Origin of the sequence: Psychrobacillus faecigallinarum (genome assembly GCF_014836595.1) — a bacterium.
In the GTDB taxonomy this organism is placed as follows: Bacteria; Bacillota; Bacilli; order Bacillales_A; family Planococcaceae; genus Psychrobacillus; species Psychrobacillus faecigallinarum.
Window position 1 is genome coordinate 196,158 of sequence record NZ_JACSQO010000004.1, and the last position, 22,055, is coordinate 218,212.

20 protein-coding genes, 1 pseudogene and 1 other annotated feature are annotated in these 22,055 nt (G+C 35.6%); of the genes and pseudogenes, 2 read left to right on the forward strand and 19 right to left on the reverse strand.

The genetic code is table 11. The features are described 5' to 3' along the window. Window positions 1-73: 73 nt before the first annotated feature. Window positions 74-565: a GNAT family N-acetyltransferase gene (locus H9650_RS10255; protein ID WP_151109792.1), complete on the forward strand. Its 492-nt coding sequence runs from the start codon at window positions 74-76 to the stop codon at window positions 563-565. A gap of 55 nt (window positions 566-620) precedes the next feature. Here the strand turns inward: H9650_RS10255 and H9650_RS10260 are convergent, their stop codons facing one another. From H9650_RS10260 to H9650_RS10320, 13 genes are all read right to left on the reverse strand, one after another. Then, complete coding sequence (locus H9650_RS10260) at window positions 621-1,418, reverse strand: DUF4097 family beta strand repeat-containing protein (RefSeq protein WP_154310782.1); 798 nt, start codon at window positions 1,416-1,418, stop codon at window positions 621-623. A 283-nt stretch (window positions 1,419-1,701) separates the two neighbouring features. Further along, window positions 1,702-2,301 (reverse strand): lysophospholipid acyltransferase family protein, encoded by a 600-nt coding sequence (locus tag H9650_RS10265; RefSeq protein WP_144536362.1) that lies wholly within the window; start codon window positions 2,299-2,301, stop codon window positions 1,702-1,704. A gap of 191 nt (window positions 2,302-2,492) precedes the next feature. Further along, on the reverse strand, window positions 2,493-3,365 hold the full coding sequence (locus H9650_RS10270) for a GNAT family N-acetyltransferase (protein WP_151109786.1): 873 nt from the start codon (window positions 3,363-3,365) through the stop codon (window positions 2,493-2,495). Window positions 3,366-3,729: 364 nt separating this feature from the next. After that, window positions 3,730-4,518 (reverse strand): tryptophan synthase subunit alpha, encoded by a 789-nt coding sequence (gene trpA / locus H9650_RS10275; protein ID WP_191697126.1) that lies wholly within the window; start codon window positions 4,516-4,518, stop codon window positions 3,730-3,732. Continuing rightward, complete coding sequence (gene trpB, locus H9650_RS10280) at window positions 4,511-5,704, reverse strand: tryptophan synthase subunit beta (protein ID WP_191697127.1); 1,194 nt, start codon at window positions 5,702-5,704, stop codon at window positions 4,511-4,513. Before trpB ends, trpA begins: the two co-directional genes overlap by 8 nt. A gap of 2 nt (window positions 5,705-5,706) precedes the next feature. Next, window positions 5,707-6,321, reverse strand: a complete 615-nt coding sequence (locus H9650_RS10285; RefSeq protein WP_151109780.1) for a phosphoribosylanthranilate isomerase — start codon at window positions 6,319-6,321, stop codon at window positions 5,707-5,709. Continuing rightward, a complete protein-coding gene (gene trpC, locus H9650_RS10290) occupies window positions 6,318-7,109 on the reverse strand; it encodes an indole-3-glycerol phosphate synthase TrpC (protein ID WP_154310778.1) in 792 nt (263 codons plus the stop codon). The genes H9650_RS10285 and trpC overlap by 4 nt, the downstream gene beginning before the upstream one ends. After that, on the reverse strand, window positions 7,106-8,137 hold the full coding sequence (gene trpD / locus H9650_RS10295) for an anthranilate phosphoribosyltransferase (protein ID WP_151109778.1): 1,032 nt from the start codon (window positions 8,135-8,137) through the stop codon (window positions 7,106-7,108). The genes trpC and trpD overlap by 4 nt, the downstream gene beginning before the upstream one ends. Before the next feature lie 75 nt (window positions 8,138-8,212). After that, window positions 8,213-8,431: a binding site (T-box leader), on the reverse strand. A 139-nt stretch (window positions 8,432-8,570) separates the two neighbouring features. Beyond that, window positions 8,571-10,592, reverse strand: a complete 2,022-nt coding sequence (locus tag H9650_RS10300; protein ID WP_151109776.1) for a right-handed parallel beta-helix repeat-containing protein — start codon at window positions 10,590-10,592, stop codon at window positions 8,571-8,573. 337 nt (window positions 10,593-10,929) lie between these two features. Then, window positions 10,930-11,685, reverse strand: a complete 756-nt coding sequence (locus H9650_RS10305; RefSeq protein ID WP_154310775.1) for a class I SAM-dependent methyltransferase — start codon at window positions 11,683-11,685, stop codon at window positions 10,930-10,932. Window positions 11,686-11,931: 246 nt separating this feature from the next. Continuing rightward, window positions 11,932-12,282, reverse strand: a complete 351-nt coding sequence (locus H9650_RS10310) for a hypothetical protein (RefSeq protein ID WP_186318063.1) — start codon at window positions 12,280-12,282, stop codon at window positions 11,932-11,934. Window positions 12,283-12,333: 51 nt separating this feature from the next. Beyond that, window positions 12,334-13,554, reverse strand: a complete 1,221-nt coding sequence (locus H9650_RS10315; RefSeq protein ID WP_191697128.1) for an MFS transporter — start codon at window positions 13,552-13,554, stop codon at window positions 12,334-12,336. Then, complete coding sequence (locus tag H9650_RS10320) at window positions 13,551-14,597, reverse strand: ArsR/SmtB family transcription factor (protein ID WP_151109770.1); 1,047 nt, start codon at window positions 14,595-14,597, stop codon at window positions 13,551-13,553. Before H9650_RS10320 ends, H9650_RS10315 begins: the two co-directional genes overlap by 4 nt. A gap of 254 nt (window positions 14,598-14,851) precedes the next feature. Between H9650_RS10320 and H9650_RS10325 the strand changes: the two genes are divergently transcribed. Continuing rightward, entirely contained in the window at window positions 14,852-15,064 is a 213-nt protein-coding gene (locus H9650_RS10325; RefSeq protein ID WP_225216013.1) for a hypothetical protein, read from the forward strand. Window positions 15,065-15,216: 152 nt separating this feature from the next. Here the strand turns inward: H9650_RS10325 and wecB are convergent, their stop codons facing one another. The 6 genes and pseudogenes from wecB to H9650_RS10355 all read right to left on the reverse strand — a co-directional run bounded on the left by wecB (window position 15,217) and on the right by H9650_RS10355 (window position 22,054). Next, window positions 15,217-16,335: a non-hydrolyzing UDP-N-acetylglucosamine 2-epimerase gene (gene wecB / locus H9650_RS10330; RefSeq protein ID WP_191697129.1), complete on the reverse strand. Its 1,119-nt coding sequence runs from the start codon at window positions 16,333-16,335 to the stop codon at window positions 15,217-15,219. Then, complete coding sequence (locus H9650_RS10335) at window positions 16,332-17,957, reverse strand: glycosyltransferase family 2 protein (RefSeq protein WP_191697130.1); 1,626 nt, start codon at window positions 17,955-17,957, stop codon at window positions 16,332-16,334. Before H9650_RS10335 ends, wecB begins: the two co-directional genes overlap by 4 nt. Window positions 17,958-18,203: 246 nt before the next feature. Then, window positions 18,204-18,836 carry a type 1 glutamine amidotransferase family protein gene (locus tag H9650_RS10340; protein ID WP_154310771.1) on the reverse strand — a complete coding sequence of 211 codons (633 nt, stop codon included), beginning with the start codon at window positions 18,834-18,836 and terminating at the stop codon, window positions 18,204-18,206. Between the two features lie 74 nt (window positions 18,837-18,910). Next, entirely contained in the window at window positions 18,911-19,873 is a 963-nt protein-coding gene (locus H9650_RS10345; protein ID WP_191697131.1) for a helix-turn-helix transcriptional regulator, read from the reverse strand. A gap of 63 nt (window positions 19,874-19,936) precedes the next feature. Continuing rightward, a pseudogene (locus H9650_RS10350) lies at window positions 19,937-20,442 on the reverse strand (recombinase family protein). A gap of 409 nt (window positions 20,443-20,851) precedes the next feature. Beyond that, on the reverse strand, window positions 20,852-22,054 hold the full coding sequence (locus H9650_RS10355) for an MFS transporter (protein ID WP_151109758.1): 1,203 nt from the start codon (window positions 22,052-22,054) through the stop codon (window positions 20,852-20,854). Window position 22,055: the final 1 nt, after the last annotated feature.

Consider the following 22,055-nt stretch of genomic DNA (forward strand, 5'->3'; position numbering starts at 1 on the left):
GAGAATTGTTATTTATATTTAAAAAATACTTTAGTAAAATAGAATGAAATAACTACTGAAAGTTGGAGATAAAATGACTATTGCAATAGAAACTGCAACCATAGCTGATTTTGATGAGGTTAACTCCATAGTAAAAGAGAGTCAAGATGAACACCACCGAGCTTTACCCCATATTTTTAGCAGAGTCGACCAAGTAATGCCACACGATTACTTTCAATCGTTATTAATCGAACCAGCAAGTGAAGTATTAGTAGTTAGAAAAAATAATCAAATCCTAGGTTTCGCTATATTGGAGGTAATGGAGGCTCCACCTTTCGACTCACTTGCTCCAAGAAAATATGCATACATAAACGATTTTGGAGTAAAAAGCAGTCATAAAAGAATGGGTATAGGAAAAGTACTATTTGAAGGGTGTACGTACTGGGCAAATAGTAAAGGAGCAACAGCCTTGGAACTTAATGTGTGGAACTTCAATGAAAGTGCTATTGCCTTTTATGAAAAGTTAGGAATGGAAACTATCAGCAGGAAAATGACGATAAGCTTAGAAAGAGAAACCGAAAAATAATATAATGAGAAAATGGACTATAAATAGAAAATTCATAGTCCGCTCACTTATTATTCTACTTTCGAACAGAAATTCTACCTAAATCAGTATCAAGTTTGATGAGATATTCTCCCTTACCGTAAGTGATAGAAGAATCAGATGAACCGAAAAGATCGATTCCGCCTAAGTCGTTTTTTGCTTGAATAGTTGCATTCGTCGGTTCATTCTCTGTCTTTACTTCAATAGCTCCATTATCAGTGCTGAGGTTAATATGTTGATCAAGATTTTTCGTTTCTAGACTTATCGCACCGTTATCTGAATCAGCCACAATGATTCCAGCTATATTTTTCAAAGCAACTTTTCCGTTATCCGTTTCAGCATGAACATTTTTCCCAACGATATCTTCTAGTAATACTGACCCGTTATTGGATTCAAAAATAAGTTGATCACCCTGAATATTGTTTGCTTTGATACTTCCATTTGAAGTTGAAAGATTAATATCATCATAAACCTTTTCTGGAAGATAAATCGTTAGTTTCGTGCTACCCGAATTAATACCAAATTGAAAAGTATTCCATCTTTTTTCTAACAACTCTACATAAAGAGTATCACCCTTAACTTTTGCTGAAAACTTATATTTCTTCTTCTGTTTTGTATTTCCTGTATATTCTACCTTAGTGTTTGAATCGGTTGTAGGTAAAACTGTAATGGAAGCATTGTCTGATACAACCTCCACATTTTCATACGTCTCTGCTATAGTTGACACTTTAGCTGCGTCTGCTTGAAATAGACCTTTTATATCAAAACCAATATTGATGATAGCTCCTACGAGTAAAATTGATACACATAAGATAATAATTTTTTTTAAGTTCATATATTTCCCTCCTTAACTTCATTATAGTGTGTTTGAAAAACATATAAATGGTCTGAAGAGCTGTTTAAGTGTAAGACCTAAGCCGTATATAGCTTAATATATGCTCTTCATATTATTGTTATAGAATGGTTTTATCGACTTCCACCTAGAAAAAGCAAGATATATCCAGGAGCTATTTGCTACTAATAACCTTCAAAAGTTAACATTTACCAAATTATAATAAAAATATGTAATGTTAAAAATAGACCTAAGTCTCTTGTTATGTAAGGCTTAGGTCTGATTATTATTTCTTATTTTCTAATGTAGTTTGTATTTCTTCTTCTAATAATTTTGTTCTTTCATTAAGTAGTTCTGTATAGCTAGCTAGTTCGTCTTTTTTTTGAACATTTATGAAAATTGGTTCACCAAACATTATTACAGCTTTTTTCATTCTTTTTAACTCCTTCAATGTTCGAGGACCGTAATAATAGGCTGGAACAATCGGGGATTTCGACAAGTTTGCAATAGTTACTGCGCCTCTTTTTAAGGGCGCTCCCTCTGAATTTCGAGTTCCGCTTGGGAAAATGCCGACAACTTCTTTTCTTTTTAATAGTTTAACGGGAATTTTAATAGTGCTAGGAGAAGGATTTTCTCTATCTACCGGAAATGCATTGATTTTGCGTAAAAGAAATCCGATTATCGGATTATCAAATAGTTCTTTTTTTGCCATGAAATGAACTGGTCTTGGAATAGCAATTCCTAATATAACAATTTCTAGCCAGCCCCTATGAGTACAAGTAACAATGTATGCTTCTTGTTGCGGCAACAGTTCCTTGTTTAGCACTTCTACTTTCCCGAATATCCTTACAATTATTTTAGCAATACTTAATACAAATTTATACATATAACCCACCTTATTATCTACGATTAGCACCTAGTGCTAATTGTAGAGTAAATATCGGGAAATTACTAGGTTTTTTTAATTTTCACTTATCTACTTGTCTACTAGATTCATATTCTTACTAATCCTTTCAGGGGGTTCTTGCTTTTTTCATTGTTTGAATATCGGAGCAGACTGTTGACCTTGTGTTTCTACTATTTCCTATAGGCTATGAGCTCATACTTCAATTCAAAACCTACCGATTTATATAAAGCCAATGCTTTGTCATTTTCAGCTCTGACACTCAATGTAATTTCTTTAATAGTGTCATAAGAAAATAAGTAATTGAGAGCGGATTGAATAAGTTGAGTCCCGATTCCTTGCTTCTGATACTCACTGGAAACTGCTATATATTCAATAGAGCCATTGTTTTGACTTGATTCTATCTCTACGTAAACATATCCTTTAACTTTTTCTAGACCCTCTGCAAATATAAAAAGCTTATTTTTATTGTCCAAACGTCTCAGAATATCGGAGCTATTATAGTAAGTATTAGAAAATGATGCAGTATGGAGAGCTGTAAAGGAATCTTCGAATGATGGGCTGTATTGTATAATTTTGATGTTTTGCGGAAATGAGTGGTTTTTCTTAATGATAGATAATATCAGATGCTGTCCTATTTCCACTCCCCCTTTTTCCCGAATGTACTCTCTTGTAAGAAAATTCTCCTTATGAACAAAGAACTGAAAGGATTTTACGTCAAATGGCATCTGTGAAACCAAATGATTCCACATTCCATCTGCTATCTCCCGGTATTCCTCTGAAGCTAAAACAAATGGTCCCCAAACTTCAATAGTTCTTAATTGCTCATCCACATCAAAGCCAAGAGCACCTTTAATAATGGCATGTTCAGTGGCAATGACAAATGAGTGCTCAAAGTCTAAGTCAGAGAAATCATGTAGAATAGTATCTTCAATTTCTTTAGCAATAACTCCACAATAACCGATATGATACTCAGGCTGGAGATTCAATTTCTCGAGAAATTCCGAAAGAAGATGAATATCTTTTGGATTCTTTATCTTTAACATTTAACCGCACCTACTCATCAGTATTTTTTGTGATTGTATTTCAACCGCCTTTAGTTTTGAACAATCTTTTTTCTACTCTTAGGGACAAGTAATATCATTTGTTTCTAATAATCTTGAAATTAATATCCATCTTAATCACTAGTAATCTTTTTCAAGAGAAAATCCTTGTTCGAAACCATTCAACTGGAGATTAATTTCGCAGCTTTTATAATAAATTCTAGCTTTCCTTTAAAAATCCTTTTTATTCCCATTTAAAAATAAATGCTTCAATAAAAAAGCAATCCGAGATAGCATTATTTCGGATTGCTTAAGATCATTTTATTAATTGTTAGTCTGTAAGAAAGACGTTTATGTGTCTATGTTTTTAAGATATAATTTTTCGTTTAGAAGCTTTCACCAAGATTTTAATTTTATTCAAATCTTTTTTATGAAATGCCTCTACAATTGCACTTCCGACAATGACTCCATCAGCCATACTAGTCATTTCCTCTACTTGCTCAGGAGATGATATGCCGAATCCTGCCATCACTGGTATATTACTAAGTTCTTTGATAGATTTCAAATGCTCTACTAAGTCTTTATTGAACTTTTCACGAGTACCAGTTATTCCGTTGACCGTGACAGCGTATATAAAACCTTCTCCAGCATTCACGATTTTAACTATACGTTCTTTCGGGCTAGTCAGTGACACAAGAGGCACTAAAGCTACATCTGTTTCTCTTAAGGCGATTCTCAAAATGTCACTCTCCTCATAGGGCACATCCGGTACGATTAACCCGGCAATACCAAGTCGTTCACAATCCTGTGCAAAATTACTCAATCCATAGCTCAACATAGGATTATAATACGTCATAATAACTAATGGAATATGGATCTCTTGATAGATTCCTTCCAGTTCAGCAATGATATTTTTCAATGTAGCATCTACTTTAAGTGCTCGTTCACCAGCTTGTTGGATAGTTGGTCCATCGGCCACTGGATCAGAAAATGGAATTCCTAATTCAATAGCTGTTGCTCCAGCCTCTTGGAGAAGTAGAACTCTCTCCTTTAACTGATCCAGCCCCCCGTCCCCAGCCATAATATAAGGAATAAATACTTTATCGCCGCTGCTTAAACAATTAACTAATGCATTTGTAAGTTTTCTTTTAGACATGATTTGAGCCTCCTAATGCATCTCTAACTGTGTGTACGTCTTTATCACCACGACCAGAAAGACAAATAACTATTGTATCCTCTGGGCTCATTTTCTTAGCAAGTTTAGCTGCAAAATATATAGCATGGGAACTCTCTAGAGCTGGAATAATTCCTTCCGTTCTAGCTAGTAATTGTAATCCTTCTAATGCCTCAGAATCCTTCACAGAAAGATACCTCACTCTTCCAATGTCATGTAAATAGCTATGCTCCGGACCAACCGCAGGATAATCTAAACCGGCGGAAATTGAATGTGCTTCCTGTATAAATCCGTCTTCATTTTGCAGAACGTACATATAAGCTCCATGCAATACACCTTCTTTCCCCCCGGCAATTGCCGCTGCATGTCTCCCAGTTTCAATTCCCTCTCCCGCTGCTTCAACACCGTACAAAGCCACTTCTGAATCGTCTATAAAGGGATGGAACATTCCTATTGCATTGCTTCCTCCGCCTACACAGGCAACGATGGCATTAGGGAGTTTTCCATCCTTTTCTAGTACTTGCTTCTTAGTCTCTACACCGATAACACGTTGAAAATCCCGAACAATTCTCGGAAAAGGATGGGGACCAAGAGCTGAGCCTAAAATATAATGGGTGTCCTCGACATTTGCAACCCAATATCTAAGTGCTTCGTTGACTGCGTCCTTTAAAGTTCCAGAGCCTTGGTCTACCGATACAACCTTTGCACCGAGTAGCTCCATCCGGAAAACGTTCAGTTCCTGTCTGCGAACATCTTCTTTTCCCATAAAAACAATGCACTCGAGATTAAACAGTGCACAAACAGTAGCAGTAGCAACTCCATGCTGGCCTGCACCTGTTTCTGCTACAATTTTCTTCTTACCCATTCTGACTGCCAGTAGCGCTTGGCCGATTGTATTGTTTATTTTATGAGCGCCTGTATGATTTAAATCTTCCCTCTTCAATAAAATTTTTGCTCCACCGATTTCCTTTGTAAGACGTTCAGCAAAATAGAGAGGAGTTTCTCTTCCCACGTAGTCCTTTAAGTAATATTCTACCTCTTCTAAAAAGGAAGCATCTTCGATTGCTGTTTTATAGGCATTCTCTAATTCTACTAATGCAGTCATAAGTGTCTCAGGAACAAATTGACCTCCGAAACGTCCATATCGCCCAGCTTTTGTTTGTACCATGCTTATCTCTCCTCATCTTTGACCGTTTGAATGAATTCGCGTATCAATTGCTCATCTTTTCTACCATTTACCTCTACTCCACTAGATACATCCACCATAAAGGGCTTCACTCTTCTAATCGCTTCTTTTATATTTGATGCATTTAAACCACCAGCTAGAATTATCTGATTAGGGGAAATGCTGAGATCATTTAACAGTTGCCAATCAAACGTTACTCCACTTCCTCCTTTAAAATCTTTTCCTGGAGCATCGAACAGCATATAATCGGTATTAAACACTTTCGCTTTTTCCACATCACGACTTTCTCTGATAGATAGGGCCTTAATGGTTGGAAACTTAATATTTTCTATAAAATCTGGTTCCTCATTACCATGTAATTGAATTAAATCCAACGGAATCTCTCGAATTGCCTGTTCTAGTTCATCGCTGTTTGGATTGACAAAAACGCCAATTTTTAACACTTCTTTAGGGATGCATTTTGCTAAGTCATGAGCCTGTGATAATGTGACTCTCCTTTTACTTGGTGCAAAAACAAATCCAACAGCATCCGCGCCAGCTTCTATTGCTGCTACCACATGTTCTTTCTCCATCAATCCACATATCTTCACCTTAGTCATTGGACCATCACTTCACGTTCCACCTGCAATGTACGAAGTGTCTTATACGGATCATCACTTCGCATTAAAGCTTCACCTACTAATACAGCACTTGCACCGTATTTTGCAACCTGTATTGCATCCACATTATTGCAAATACCACTTTCACTAATTAATACCCGTCCCTCGTTAAAAGGGAAATTACTTGCCAATTCACCGGTGTGAGATAAATCTACTTGGAAAGTGCGTAAATCTCTGTTATTTACACCTATAAGCTTAGTGTCTAATTGAAGTGCTACCTCTAGCTCTTGGATATTGTGAACCTCTACTAGCACCTCGAGACCTTTCGCTATTGCATATGTGTATAATTCTTTTATTTTTTCCTTTGATAATGCTGCGACAATGAGAAGAACAACAGAGGCACCAGCACTTTTAGCAAAATCAATCTGTACTTTATGAATGATAAAGTCCTTACACAAGATCGGTAAATCTACGGTTTCTGCTACTGCTTGTAAATCCTTAAAAGAACCTTGAAAAAAGGGGGAATCTGTCAAAACAGATATTGCAGCAGCCCCAGCTTCTTGGTAAACTAATGCTTGTTTTGCTGGATCTACTATTCCTTGAATTAACCCTTTTGAAGGAGAGGCTCGTTTAATTTCGGCAATTACTTGGAGCTTATTGTTCTGAAACAACCTATCAAATAGCGAAGGTCTTTTCAGTCTCTTTTTACATACAGGAATTGTTTCATGAATCATTTGATTGATGAGCGTCTCTTTTTCTTTAAGAATTTTATCTAGAATAGTTGTCATGATAGTACCTCCTGAGCAAAATTAGGATTGCTATAAGCAACAACTGCTTTCAATTTATCAAGTGCTTTGCCAGAGAGAATACTGTCTTTTGCTAGTTTTACACCTTCAGGTATATTATTCACTGCTCCATTTGCGTAGAGTCCTATTCCTGCGTTAAAAATTACGCTATCAAAATAAGCATCCTGTTTACCGTTAAGCAAATTCAACATAATTTGAGCGTTTTCCTCTGCTGTACCCCCTCTTACAGCAGCAGGAGAATAAAAGGAAAGTCCCACATCCTCCGGACTAAGGGTGAAGGGTATCAGGTCACCTTTTTCGACTAATACTAAAGAGTTTTTTCCTACAAGCGATGCTTCATCCATCCCACCCGTCCCACAAACTACAATTGCTCTCTCTCTTCCAAGCATATGAAGTACTTTTGCGTATTCTATTGTAAAATCAGGACGGTTTATGCCAGTGTACTGGCTGAGAAGTGGAACCGGATTGGTAAGAGGCCCTACAAGATTAAAGATAGTCGGTTTTCCAATTTGTTGTCTCACCAGTCCAATTCTTTTTAGTTTTGGATGTACAGTCGGTGCATATAAAAAAGTAATACCTTCTTTGTTTAATATATTCAAGGAAGCCTGGATATCTAAGTTCGTTTGAATACCTAATGCCTCTAATACATCTGTACTTCCAGATGAACTAGAGATTTTTCTATTTCCATGCTTTGCTATACTCACGCCAGCTCCAGCTATTACAATGGCAGATGCTGTACTAATGTTAAAGCTATTTGATCCGTCACCACCTGTTCCACAGTTATCCATATAATTTCCTTCAGGAACATTTAAAGTGATTGCAAATGATTTAATTACTGTCGCAAGAGCAGCTACCTCATTTGCTGTTTCTCCTTTTATAGCTAAAGCAATTAAAAATTGTTTTATCAATTGCATATCCGTACTCTCATCCAAAATAATTCTAGATGCTTCCTGCATTTCTTCGAATGATAAATCTTCTTTTCTAAGGACCTGTTCAATATACTCTCTCATCTAATCTCTCCTCTGCTCTCTTCTCGTCTAAGCTAAATAAAAAAAGTCCCCTTCATAGGAATATAAAATTCCCATGAAGAGGACGATGTTAACCGCGTTGCCACCTCTAGTTGGAGTATATATACTCCCCCTTTTTTCCTTGTAACGTAGGAAATACGTCCACCTCTAAAACAAAAAGACATTCTCAAGGAGGCTCTCATAAGTCCATTCACATCAGTTGCAAATCAGTTCTCACCAACCACTGACTCTCTAAATTGCAGAACTAATGCTACTTCTCTTATTTAAACAATTTCTCAGCTATCTCATCTCGGCTCGTCTGTTCTCAAGGCGACATTGCTCTCAATGTCTTCAACCTATACCCGAACATAAAAGTTATTGTCTATGATAATAGGAATACTTTAAATTGTCAAATTATTTTTAAGCATTTTAATCACTAAATCATGATTTCAATTTCAAGACCACCATTAGTCATACTTGAAAAAGGCATGTGACTTAATTCTTTTGAAGGCTTTAGAACAATAAAGACATTTTTATGAGATTCTTGACAACTGTAAATATAGTCGATTGAATGCTCAGCTCCTAGAAGTCCTTTTTGTCCTGTTTGAGATACTTTCACCGTAGGTATAATGCCTGACGAAATATTCTGAAGTTTGACCTCCAGTCCCATTTCATGGCTCTCGATTATCGACACATATGATTGTCCATTTTTAAAACGAACATTTCCATTTCCTTTATTTGCTTCTATAGTAAATATAATGGCTTGACCCTGTAGAGGCTGAAATGCAGCATTTCCACCAACCAAGGTGTTGTGTGCAACTACTCCAGTTGTTTCTGCATCTAAAGGCAAACCTTCTGTGCCCATTTTTATTGTGTTGCCGACTGCTCCAACCTCTTTACAGTTCCATAATCTCAAGCCATATAAAGTCAGAGAGTTAACGGTTTTGATTGTGTTGCCCTGAACAGTACCGTCCTGTAAATTTCTAACTAATATTCCACCTGCAATTCTTGGGTGGTTAACATCTATTACATTATTAGAAATATTGCCGGCAAAGTTCGGCTGAGAAGCTATGGAATATCCTGCATATATGACATATGGCTCAAAAATAGTGTTAGTGGTATCTAACTCCACTGGTATTCCATGAATGATATTTCCCTCAATTATGAGACGATCGAATGCTCCTGCAAAGATCACACCCTCTGTGCCAAAGCAATTTTTTATATGATTGTTAGATATGATAGTGTTCATTTCTTGATTTTCTTTTGACTCTCGCTGAACACCGCCAATATAAATGGCTCCTAGAGGGTTTTTGGCATAGCCACAATCCTCGATTTTATTGTTTACTATGATGCAGTCTTTTGTAAACTGGTCTCCATTTGTCCATTTATAGAAAACACCACCGACCATCGAGTCTGATATTAAATTGTCTGTTGCGATTAAACCGCCTGCAGCATGACCATCAATAGCTTTCCGCTTGTTTCCTCTTAAAGTACATCCAGAAACTAAAAGATCATTTGCTTTAGGAAACATTGTTCCAAGTGCATTTATACCGTAGCCTGGATCAACGTAAGTATGGAGCTTCGAGGCATTCGGGTGTCCAGCCCGATCGCTTATACAGTTGAGCACTCGAGGTCTTTCAACAGCTGAGAACACAAAATTGCTAGAGTAATTGTCGTGTGCATTACACTCTACGAAGGTAATGTCGGCATTGTTTTCGTATTCTAAGTCTGTTGGCAAATAGTCCCCTAGATGTCCAACCGCAAATCCGGAAAAGTTAAAGCCACTGCTCTCACATGATCTAAAGATAATATTTTTGCAACCTCGATGTACTAAAACACCACTACCTACGTTTCCTATAAATCCACCACCAAATATGCCAAACGGCTTCCCATCATTTCTGGCGCGCTCACTCGTATCAAAGCTATTGTTTTTTCTATAATTCCAAAAGCCTGAAGTTGGATAGCCTCCAGCTTTGGTCCCTTTTTCTCCATATCCAGTCACTGGGTCTATTCCTGGAAACTCCCCATACCCCTCAAACTTAATGCCTTCGATTATACAATTTTCACATTGTTGTAGCTCTAAGATCCCTTGGGCATGTGTTCTAGTAAATAACACAGCACCGTAACCAACCAAATGAATTCTTTTTTTCCCCCTAAGTAGCAAGCATGGTTGGTCATTGTTTGGAAAATCATCCAGTTTGGTGTTTTTCTCAAGCCAATAACGGCCCGGTGGAAGGATCAAGGTATCCCCATCCCTAGCATGATCAAAAGCAATTTGAATTAATTCTTGAATCCGTGTACGTCCAGTTGTATCGGCCTTAATCGTCTTAGCTGTTCCACCTTCCATCTCATCTAACATTTCAAAATTACGCGTGATTCCCTGAACGAAGTCCTTTGAAAGTTTGTCCTCAATGTTAGTTGGAATATAATATTTTTTCTTGGGTGTATAATTGGTCATTTTTATATCTCCCCTTTAAATTATTGTTCTAAGATCAACCGGCTGTTTATATATACATCTTCTTTCGTATCTCCCCCCTTTTTGTGTGCTAAATAACGAATAACCCCCTACTATCAGGATTAGTAATTACTAATTCGATAAGTAGAGGGTATTTTCCTTTACAATTGTTAGTAGAATCTGTATTTCAGTTAAAAAGACCAGTCCATACTATGCTTAATTTCCTATTTGTCAAAGAAAATTTGGTCGTTATGACCGGATAATTTTTTTTATGACCGTTCAAGTAGGATTTATGACCGGATAAAAAAATTTATGACCGTTCAGTATAATAAGTTACCATTCAGCTTTTACGAGCAACTAATATAAATCGATGTTCATAGCTTTCTACATATCCTTGAAGCTGCATCACTTTTTCAAGTTCTATTAGACGTTCAAGGCATGAATCGACCGTAAACCCAGGAAATTCCCATTCTATAATTTTAGCGTAGTAAACAATTGCACCTACATCCAAAAACTTTAAAGATGGAAAATACTCACCCTCATATAAAATAGCAAAGCCTTCAGAAGTAAATCTTTTAGTTTCATTCTCTAGATTTAAGCTAGGATATAAGGGCTGAAAGTTATTTATTAATGCATTGGACAGCCACTCGTTGTTCTTACCTCCAACCTGTTGGGTTATAAAGATGCCTCCCTTTTTCAGGATTCTCCGTATTTCATTTACGTCATAGGATTCATGTCGATTAATAATAATATCAAAAACATTATCCTCAAAGGGAAGTTCAGAGTCATTGAATACCTGCTTAACGCAAATTCCGAGAGGTTCCAATTTTTCTTTACACAAATTCACATTTGGTTCCCATCCCTCTGTAACAGAAGTCCGTTCGAAGGGATGGCCTAATGTTATCAGAAATTCACCGCCACCTGTTCCCATATCCAGAAGTACGTTCTCTGGAGAAAGATATTTATCGATGATTTTCCGATAATCCCACGGTGTAGCTTGTTCCTTCCACCGACCTTCCAAATGAGAAAAATCCCACCCTTTAAAGCTTTCAATTTCTTCCATCTTCCAATCTTTTTTCAGAGTTTCTATATTCATCTATGCTACGCTCCTATTCTTAGTTAGTACAAATAAGATAGTGCAGCCTAGGTGATAGCATTAGTACTCGGTTGCATGCTGCTATCCATCAAAACTGCACCGAGTATTTATCTCGTTTGCTTCTAATCACTTAGTTCACATCCTTTAAAGTATTTGTTTACCTAATAAATTTATTTGAAAAATTAACCGTTTTTTTTAAATGAATCAATTGAATTTTATTTGAAACTGACAGTAAATTAACATTTCTCACCCTTCAAGTAAAGCAATATAAGGCACCTCTTTTTCCCCTACAATTGCAATAACAAATCCCTGACCTGTCTCGTATATTTTGGTGCCGACCGGTAGTATATTGGCTGTTCCATTGTTGAATCCTATTGCACGGTTCTGTTGCTTACTAATTTCAGCAACTTCCTCTCCAATTGTATATTCAGACTCAGTGACCCAATCAATATCACTAGCTTTCGCATAAACGACTTCGTTCATTAGGAAAATATCAACATCCTCTTCGCCCAGCAACTCTCTAGGGGTAGGATTTCCATTTTCGGAGCAGCCCATTAAAAGAAATATTAAAAAGAGTACCAGGTAAAATTTGTTCAAATTAGATACCTCCTATATATGCTCTTATATAAAGTATTCAATCAATAGAAGCTAATTCCCTTCAATTCCCGAAGAATTGTTTAAGAATTTAAAATAAGGAAAAGTCAGGCCTATTATGGATACCGTACAAATAATTGAACCGATGAAGAAATATAAGGGCCGTATCCCCCATGTCTCACTTAAAAGTCCTCCCACTAATACACCTACTGGCATTGCGCCTCTAATAATAAGCAATCGGACGGAAGCAACTTTACCCATCAATTCATTTGGAACTGATTTTTGAAAAATGGTGATATTATGTACTCCAAAGAAGGCCAACGCAATTCCTGCTATCCCTTCCGTTAAGAGAGCAAGGACAATACTTGTATTGAAGCAAAGAAAGATAAATGTTAGCCCGCCTACAGCTAAGGAGCCTAGCATTAACATTCTACGGCTTTTAGCCTTTACTTTTCCAACCAACATAGTGCCAATCACATAACCTAGTGGGAAGCTAGCCATAAAATATCCGACTTGAGTGTAGGAGCCAGAAAGCTCATCTGTAATATAAGGCAAAGTAATAATCATTGTTACTCCTACACCAAATTGCACAAATGCTAAAAAAATCCCTAGCCAAACTATTATACGCTGCTTAAAAAAATATAAAATCCCTTCTGTAAATTGCTCTAGCCACGTTTTCCTCACAGTAAATGCATTCCTTTTTTCCTGTAAAGACAATAAGAGAATACCACTAGTAAGTAGCGTTAAGCATACTACTAATAACGAGGGGATTAACCCTAGAAACTCAATGATCATACCTCCAACGAAAGGAACTATAAATGTCATTAATCTTATAGCACCGTCATTGTATGCATTCGCTGAAGTCAAAAGCTCTTCAGGAACAATCGTAGGTGTAATAGCTTGATTGGCTGGTGTATAGATCGGTGTGATTAATCCGACAACTATTTGTACTAAATAAATATGCCATACTTCTAATTGATTTGAAGCAAGAGCTATTAATGGAAGAATAAAAATTATTCCCCTAGCCCACTGTGATAGAATCATGATCCATTTTCTGCTCCAACGATCAATGAATGGGCCAATAAATAATTGAAGAATCAATGATGGTATAAAATATAGAAGCCACATACTACTAAGCGCTAAAGTAGAATTGGTTAGCTGATAGATTAAAAATGAGTTACATAGTGTACCTAGGACTCCTCCTAGTTCCGAAATGATATTTCCTATCCATAGTACTAAAAAGCTCTTATTATGAAAAACAACACTCTGTTTCATTGATTTAGAAAGGAATTTAGTTCCATATAAATGGAATCTAAAGGCTTTCTTTTTAAAGTGTATTTATTATCTTTTATTGCAACAATTCTCGCTGACCTTAATATTTTTAAATGATGATGAACAGTTGATTTCCCAAGGTTTAAGTGGTCTGTAATTTCCTGTAATGTATGGTCATTTTCGTAAAGCATTTTTACCATTCGTAATCTAACCTCATCACCCAGCGCCTTATATTTAAGAACTAGTGAATGATTGGGTGTATATGGGTCCTCTGGTGTAATACTTTCATTTGCCACAGGATAATAAAATACTTTTGTACCTTCTAAATCCGCTTCTATATTCCATGGTCTATAGATGTACTGAGGAATTAATAATACCTTTGTGACGCTCGGCTCCGGATGGTAAGTAACTCCGCCTGTAGCCCATTCCACTAATTCAAAACTATTTAAAGTTTCTTTCATCTTACTCTTTGATTCATAATCTGCCTGAAGTATTTTAGTAATCTCTTTCTGCTTATCAATTGTTATAACCTCTTCAACCCAAACGCTCATTATTTTAGTCAAATGCTGTTTAAGCTTATCTGCATCTACTTGGCAGACAAAATCAATATAAGCAGGGTAAAATGGATTATCTTTAGCAATTTCCTTCATTTTTTGTAAAGAAGTCAAATCACCCAATGAAGCACTTTGTCTTAGGTATTGATGTTTTATTCCTAAGTATGGCATACAAGTCAACCTTAGTTCCTCTGCAGATAACTCATCTATATAAGAAGTAAATTCCTTAAGACTCTTAAAATCCTTCACATGTAAAAGTAAAAGCAAAGCTTTCCAAGTATTATTTTCTTCAACATAATTTAACTCTTTTAGTATTCCCGCTGACAAACTACTTTTAATGGAATCCCAAAAAGATGCTTGCTTTTCTAGAGTGTTTAATAGACGTGTATTAGTAATTGCTGCAATACCTAAGGCAGATTCCCATAATATTGAATAGTTAATCTCTACTTCATAAGTTTCTCTTTCTTTACTTGAAAGATTTAAAACATCCATGCATTTCTCTCCTTATAATTCTATTTATTTAGAATATAACATTCTATATTTTTAGAATCAATAGAATATTAATAAAAATGGACAATCTTCTATCTTAGGTGGTTAGAGTTTATAGGTTGGACATAAAGGCTCTGTTAACGACAAAGGTTGTTTTTCATGAGGAGGTATTGTTTGTGTAATGGTACACTTAAACTAACGGCTTATTTGGAATCTATTCATACTGTTATTCATATATAGTTTGAGGGGGAATATTTTTGAAATACAAAAAGAGAATCGCATGGATTATTCCTAATGTATTTTGTTACTTGATGCTATTTGGTTTATCCATTTGGACAGTGGCTAACAGGGAAGGGTTACAAGAAATCAATAGATTATCCATTTACGTTATATTTATGATTTTACTTTTTTTAGTATCAGTATTCGGAAGTTACCGAATTTGGACATGGATAAAAGAAGATAAAATATAAAAAGTTCTTATTTAAACTAACAAGTGCTTTAATAAAAAAGCAAATCAAAACAATAATGAGCTGGAAAATGTATCTCCAACTCATTTTTTAAAATTATAAATTAACCTGTCACTTTAATATAGCCGATTTAAAAAAGATATGAGTTCAGATGCTCATATCTTTTTTGCAATTTTATCAAGATAGGATGAGATTTGTTCGGAAGTGGTACCATCTCCATATGGATTATTAGCTTGAGCCATGTTTTCATATGCTTGTGGATTATTGAGTAACATTCGAGTTGCTTGTAAAATATCGTCTTTCTCAGTTCCAACTAATTTTAAAGTTCCTGCCTTTACTCCTTCCGTACGTTCTGTACTTTCCCTTATAACTAAAACGGGTATATCTAATGCTGGAGCTTCTTCCTGTATACCTCCTGAATCTGTGATTACTAGATAGGATTTCTTCATAACATGTGCAAAACATTCATAGTCTAGCGGCTCGATAATATGAATAGTGGAACTCTTAGTACTTGCTAGAAAATGATCTTTAACCTCTTTTCTGACATTAGGGTTCGGGTGCACCGGGAAAATAATTTCAATATCCTCAAACTCTTCTACTAGACTGGTAAGAGCTTCGTATATTCCTTTTAGCTTTATAAAATTTTCACGTCGATGAGTAGTAACTAATAGAATTCTCTTTCCTCTATCAAATATTTTTTGCAGATGATCAGGAAAGACATATGGTCTATTTGTAATGTCATAAAGAGCATCTATTACTGAATTCCCTGTTATTATAATTCTTTCTTGTGGAATTCCTTCAGCTAATAAATTCTCTTTGTTTTTTTCAGTTGGTGCAAAGTGATAATCACTTAACTTAGTTACGATTCGTCGGTACATTTCTTCGGGAAAAGGAGAAGAAATATTGTGTGTGCGTAGACCTGCTTCCACATGTGCTACCGAGATACGTTTTAAAAACGATGTATATGCTCCTGCAAATGTAGTCGCCGTGTCTCCTAGAACAAAAACAAGATCAGGTTTTTCTTTATCCAAAACCTCACCTAGTTTTTGTATTAGTTCTGCGGATAATTCCTCTAGCTTTTGATTTGTTTTCATAAGCTTTAGTTCGTATTCGGGTTTTATGGAGAATAAGGATAAAACTTGGTCGAGCATTTCTATATGTTGCCCGGTGTTAACCAAAACAGTTTCAAATTTTTTATTCGTTTGAAGCTCTTTAATAATAGGCGCGAATTTGATTCCTTCAGGTCTTGTACCGAATATAATCATCACTTTCATTGTCTGTCTCCTTTTCTCCGTTTTTCAAGCTTTATTTTAGTAATATAGCCATCACTTTCTTCAAAATTTGCTTTATAGGAATCTCCCCAACGGATAAGCATTTCATCAACTACCATACGAAACTGTTTATTTAAATTTTCCTTCTGAATAATTGTTATATTTTTATTATGTCTGCGCTGATTATATAAGGTTTGATCAATCCAGTGAACTTTGAAGCGTTCTGCGACTCGTAAAAACATCATGAAGTCTTCAGCAATTAGTGGTTCTCCTCGTAAAGTAGTCATCCATCCGCTTAGCTCTTTTAGTGCAGAATACCGATACATTCTAGGGCAGTGAGTCTGAAAACTCTCTAGAATTTTATATTTATCTTTTAATGGTGAGCCTTTATAAATGTCCCCCTCGACTAAAACGCCGTTTTCCTCATACCAGAGCCTTCTATTTGCAAAAACCATCCCTACTTTAGAGGATAAATTATCCATTTCACTAATCATGACCTCCAAAGTAATGGGTTCTATCCAGTCATCACCATCAAGTTCAAGGACATATTCACCCAACACATAGTCTAAAGCAATATTTAATGCTTCTGCTTTAGTCCGTTGCTTAATATGAATAGGGATAGTACGGGTATCATGTAAACTATATATCTCTTCTAAGGTATTATCCGTAGAGCCAACGTCTACAACTATTACATGAAAGTTTTTAAAAGTTTGATCAAAAACACTTTGTAAGCATTTTTTTATAAAGTTCCCATGATTGTGAGCAGTAATTATTACTGAAACCTTAGGTAAGTCTCCATTTTTCGTTCGGTGTTCTAAGCTAGCAGACATGCTGTTAAGATATAGTTCCTCAGGAGGAGTAAGAGTTGTTAATGAGTGTTTGCCGTTTAAGCGATATTCCATTAAGGGTTCAGGTATAAAAACAAATTCTCCTTGTTTCATTAATCTAATCCAAAATTCATAATCAGATACTAAGTCGTATTTAGAATCATAGCCACCAGTCTTTTCAAAAGCCTCTCTTGTATAAAGAAAAGATGCACCGATGAAACTGACCATCATGATCTCTTCTTTTGAACGATTCATCATCTTGTATAGAGCTGGGTAAAAATATGGAGTGGAAGGATGCGGCATTCCATTTTCATCAATTGGACTATACATGGAGTAAACGAGAGCAGTATTTGATGGTGAAGTGTTCATAGTTTCAACTAACTTTTCTAGGAAATTGGGAGCTTGTCTATTGTCACTGGAGATCCAAGTTAAATAGGAACAATCTTTGAGTTTGTCAAATCCTTCATTTAATGAGTAGGCAATTCCTTTGTTTATCTTCCTATCGATTATGATGAAGTCGCAAGTTAAGTAACTGGATAATTCATAAACGGTTTTAACGGTTTCCACATTTGCACCATCAATTACAATCACAAGTGAAAAATTTTTATAGGTTTGTTGTTCAATAGCATGTACACATTCAATCAAATATTGTTTTTCTTGATTGTAAACAGGCATTACAATACCTACCTTATTTGGTATACGTTCGATATTATTTTGCTTTGTACTTGTTTTTAAATGACTTTGCTTATCTTTAGGCTTACTTGGTAACCAAAAGTGCTTTTTATTTTTAAAGAACATATATTCACTACTTCCTATTATTTATACCGAATTTCACATCGGTTAAGTAGTATATGAAACCCTTTCTAAGAGAACACGGCTTTTATCTAGTGAATAATTAATGGGAATACTTCGCTAGGGGTACCATCAGGAAAATGCGGATTTACAACGTTAAGGAATTTTCAATACTAAAAACCATGCTTTGACATTGTCTAAAGCATGGTTTTTATTTAACTTATATAAATCTGCTAAGTTGATTTTTTTAGCTCATCTATTTATTGAATTCATTAACTGGAAGAAGTATTCAGGTTTATGAGTCTTATTTAGGTTATACCAGGAATGTAATGTATCTGGTGCAAATACATCTAATTTTTTTAATACTTCCATCGTAAATTCCAGAGGTGCAACCCCTGATGCAGTAACCAAATTCTCACCAGATACCGCAGGTCTCATCTCATAATATTTTTCTCCTTTATAATTAGGGCAGACCATTTTAATATACTGTAAGTCATTGCTTGTGTGTTTTCTAGAATCTAAGTATCCCATATTCGCAAGAGCCTCAGTTGCACCACAAATTGCAGCGACAATAGTGCCGAGCTTTAAGGCTTCGCCAATTTTTTTCATGATTGGTTGATGAATAACTTCTCCCCAAGTAGTCCCTCCAGGCAAAACTAAAAGATCTTTACTCTCAAGAGTACACTCATCAAGGGAAATATCTGGTTTTATACTAAGTCCCCCCATCGTGGTAATCATTTCGTTATTAGCTCCTACTGTAACTACTTTTAAAGGTACTATATCTTTTTTGAAATATCTTCCTGTGTTTAGTTCGGCAATTAAATACCCATATTCCCAGTCTGACATTGTGTTAAATACATATAGATAAACTTTTTTTGTTTGCATCCAATAACACTCCCAATCACATTTATATACTAATTATAATATAACTTCCCTGACAGCTAGCGTCAGGGAAGTTATCATACTTGATGAAATTTTATTAATTCCGACAGAACTTCAATAAGTCTTTTTTTTAGACTTATTGGCTCTATAATTTGAATAGATTTACCGTACGGTAAAAGTAAATGAGGAATATATGTATGTACTATATCTCTTTCAAGAAGGAAAACTGCTTGATTTGAATTTCGTTCATGTAAATAATGTCCTAAAAACCAATGTTGGCAAACATCATTCAGCGTACTTTCATTTCCATTAATAACTAAAGAAGTAATCCCTTCCTTATCTTCTATAGTAGGAAGGAGATTTTTCATAAAAAAGTCACGTGCTGAAAAATTTTCTGGTCGGTTAAACTTTTTTGCGGTTAGCATTAGACTTTCAATTCGATTTACTCTAAAACTACGGATATCATTCCTAAGATGACAAAAGCCAATCACATACCACTTATTATTCCAATAGATAATTCTGTACGGATCGACCAATCTATAATTTAATTGCTTTTCGCCACTTTTATGGTAAAGAATTTTTACTGAGTACCCGTCAGTTACAGCCTGCTCCAACTCCTTCAAAAAAGGTTCCATAGAGAGTGAACTTAATCGACTTATTACTTCAAGACTAGTTAAATGTTGGTTTATCTTTGTTTCCTGCTCTTGATTTGAGTATTTACTTAGTTTTGAAATGGCCCTATTTAGTGCTTCACCTCCATAATATCCGGCTTCTTCTGCAAAAACAGCCGCGTGAAATAGTGAAGTTTGCTCTTCAAAATCAAAAAAAAGAGGTGCCTCAATAAAATTGTTCAATAAAGTGTATCCACCGTTATGTCCTGGTTCTGAAATTATAGGTACGCCACTCGTTGAAATTGTATCAATATAACGATACACAGTCCTTATATTCATCTCTAACTTTTCTGAAATTTGTTTTGCAGTAATTTTTTCACCTGAACGAAGCATCCATAGAATCGCTAACAGATTGTCAATTTTAGGCATATATTCCCACCTCTATATGGAACTTATTTTCTACTCTATATTTCCGCTCTTTGGTATATCTCATCAAAATTTCCTTTCCGATAGCTTTCTATATAATGAGATCCTAGATACATTTGTGATTTCACAAATTTGATTTACAGTCATTTCTCCCTCTTTATAAAGCTTTACTGCATAATTCATTCCTGCATAGTTTTTGTGCTACTTCTTTAACCGACCTTTAAAATTTCCTTCTTTCTTAGCCAGTTCAATCCCTTCACGCTGCCGCATACGGTTAAGATCACGTTCTAATTGGTTTACACCCGCCATAACAGGAATTAAGAATTGGCTGTAGGGATTATCTTCTGATAAATCTAGCCATGTATCTTTTAAGGATTTTAAAATTGCCTTTTTACTTCGTATGTTATCGATTAATTCAAATAAATCTTGTTTAATACGAGTAATCCGAGTTAAATCCGAACATAAATGATGTCACCTTCTTGTATATCCTCTAACATTTTTTGAAGTTGCTGTAATTGACTTGAAGGATTAAGGCTAGTTGAACTGACACGTATATAACCGAGTTTTCGCAAAATATCACCTCGTTTTTGAGACAAGTCTTATGAGACGCTCTTAACTATGATTTTATCTGTCTCCGACACTTGTATCAATAGAGTACACTCTATTGATATTTAATTAAATTAATTGACTGAATAATTACAGAAATGAGATGATACTTTATGAAAACTCCTAGAGGTAGAGAATTTCTTACACCGGAACATTGACGGGCTCTTATGCAAATTCCTGAAGATGAGTGGGTGCTAGGAACCTACTACATTTGGGTTCATTTGGCTCACAATCCCGCCGTTGTCGCCGCCTGCCGCTACAATTATGCTAATTAATGAATTAAAAAGAGCATCTTTTCTTTTGTAATGTAGTGTTCACCTTCATTACAGGAAAAGATGCTAAATTGTTTTTTTCTTATAAGAAATATACTTATCGTTAACTAAGAAAACTATCTTTGAATTGTTGTTCTTTCCACATAAATGTAATCCCTAGGCCGACTGCCATGATTATACCAGCGAAAATGTATGGAAAATTGATGTTAACATCAAACAAGATACCACCTAGTGCAGGTCCAATAATATTTCCTAAACTCGTATATGTTGAGTTCATGCCCGCAACAAATCCTTGTTCTTTTCCGCCTGCTCTGGATAAAAATGTTGTGAGTGCTGGACGGAGTAAATCGAATGCAAGAAATATAAAGCTCGTTACTATAAGGACTATTATAAAGCTAGAAATGACCGTAGAAATGAATGCCAAAATCACTCCTACAATTAGGCAAATTTGAATTAGTTTTTTTTCGCCTAAAAGGTCTACTAACTTTCCAAACATAAATACTTGTACTACTACTCCAAATATGGAACTTATGGTAATAATGACAGCGATGTCCTTTGGTGTAAAACCAAACTTATGATCAGAGAATAGGCTAAAAACCGTTTCGTATGCAGATAGACCAAAGGCTAAAACAAATATAATAATGAAAGCTATAAAGTACATTGGTTTTAGTGATTTTTTTAAATCGCCTACAAAATTGGTTTGTTTACTGTTAGCTGATATTTCAGCTAATTCTTCTTTTGAAAGTGGTTCTTTCAGTATAAACAAAGAGGAAATACAGGCGATAAATGCTATTCCTGCTGCAAAGTAGAATGGCAATCTAACCCCAAATTCTGCTATAAATCCGCCAATCCCTGGCCCTATGATAAAACCTGTGCTAATGGCTGCTGAAATATAGCCCATTGCTTTAGGTCTCTCCTGAATCGTCGTAATATCAGCAATATATGCTGTAACACCCGGCATAATAAATGCAGCACTAACGCCTCCTAATACTCTTGAAAGGTATAGTACCCAGACGTTTGTACCCGCCCCAAAAATAAGCTCGGAAACACTAAATAATAGTAAACCGATGGTAATCATTTTTTTACGACCAAATTGGTCTACCCAGCGGCCAGCAAATGGAGATGTGATCAGTTGAGCGACAGCAAACACTGCTACTAAATAACCCATTGTGCTTCCGGACAAATGCATGATATTCATAAACGATGGCATCACAGGAATAATGAGTCCTATTCCTAAAAACGCGATGAAAATATTACTTAATAAGATAATAATTACTGATTTTTGTTCTTTTATAGATTTATTCATA

What these genes read in the sequence shown, in the direction of transcription:
- H9650_RS10300 (WP_151109776.1), bottom strand. Translation starts at nt 10,592, where the DNA reads ATGACCAATTATACACCCAAGAAAAAATATTATATTCCAACTAACATT.
- H9650_RS10260 (WP_154310782.1), bottom strand. Translation starts at nt 1,418, where the DNA reads ATGAACTTAAAAAAAATTATTATCTTATGTGTATCAATTTTACTCGTA.
- H9650_RS10285 (WP_151109780.1), bottom strand. Translation starts at nt 6,321, where the DNA reads ATGACTAAGGTGAAGATATGTGGATTGATGGAGAAAGAACATGTGGTA.
- H9650_RS10315 (WP_191697128.1), bottom strand. Translation starts at nt 13,554, where the DNA reads ATGAAACAGAGTGTTGTTTTTCATAATAAGAGCTTTTTAGTACTATGG.
- H9650_RS10320 (WP_151109770.1), bottom strand. Translation starts at nt 14,597, where the DNA reads ATGGATGTTTTAAATCTTTCAAGTAAAGAAAGAGAAACTTATGAAGTA.
- trpD (WP_151109778.1), bottom strand. Translation starts at nt 8,137, where the DNA reads ATGAGAGAGTATATTGAACAGGTCCTTAGAAAAGAAGATTTATCATTC.
- H9650_RS10335 (WP_191697130.1), bottom strand. Translation starts at nt 17,957, where the DNA reads ATGTTCTTTAAAAATAAAAAGCACTTTTGGTTACCAAGTAAGCCTAAA.
- H9650_RS10265 (WP_144536362.1), bottom strand. Translation starts at nt 2,301, where the DNA reads ATGTATAAATTTGTATTAAGTATTGCTAAAATAATTGTAAGGATATTC.
- H9650_RS10345 (WP_191697131.1), bottom strand. Translation starts at nt 19,873, where the DNA reads ATGCCTAAAATTGACAATCTGTTAGCGATTCTATGGATGCTTCGTTCA.
- H9650_RS10340 (WP_154310771.1), bottom strand. Translation starts at nt 18,836, where the DNA reads ATGCAAACAAAAAAAGTTTATCTATATGTATTTAACACAATGTCAGAC.
- H9650_RS10305 (WP_154310775.1), bottom strand. Translation starts at nt 11,685, where the DNA reads ATGAATATAGAAACTCTGAAAAAAGATTGGAAGATGGAAGAAATTGAA.
- H9650_RS10255 (WP_151109792.1), top strand. Translation starts at nt 74, where the DNA reads ATGACTATTGCAATAGAAACTGCAACCATAGCTGATTTTGATGAGGTT.
- H9650_RS10270 (WP_151109786.1), bottom strand. Translation starts at nt 3,365, where the DNA reads ATGTTAAAGATAAAGAATCCAAAAGATATTCATCTTCTTTCGGAATTT.
- trpA (WP_191697126.1), bottom strand. Translation starts at nt 4,518, where the DNA reads ATGTCTAAAAGAAAACTTACAAATGCATTAGTTAATTGTTTAAGCAGC.
- trpB (WP_191697127.1), bottom strand. Translation starts at nt 5,704, where the DNA reads ATGGTACAAACAAAAGCTGGGCGATATGGACGTTTCGGAGGTCAATTT.
- H9650_RS10355 (WP_151109758.1), bottom strand. Translation starts at nt 22,054, where the DNA reads ATGAATAAATCTATAAAAGAACAAAAATCAGTAATTATTATCTTATTA.
- wecB (WP_191697129.1), bottom strand. Translation starts at nt 16,335, where the DNA reads ATGAAAGTGATGATTATATTCGGTACAAGACCTGAAGGAATCAAATTC.
- trpC (WP_154310778.1), bottom strand. Translation starts at nt 7,109, where the DNA reads ATGACAACTATTCTAGATAAAATTCTTAAAGAAAAAGAGACGCTCATC.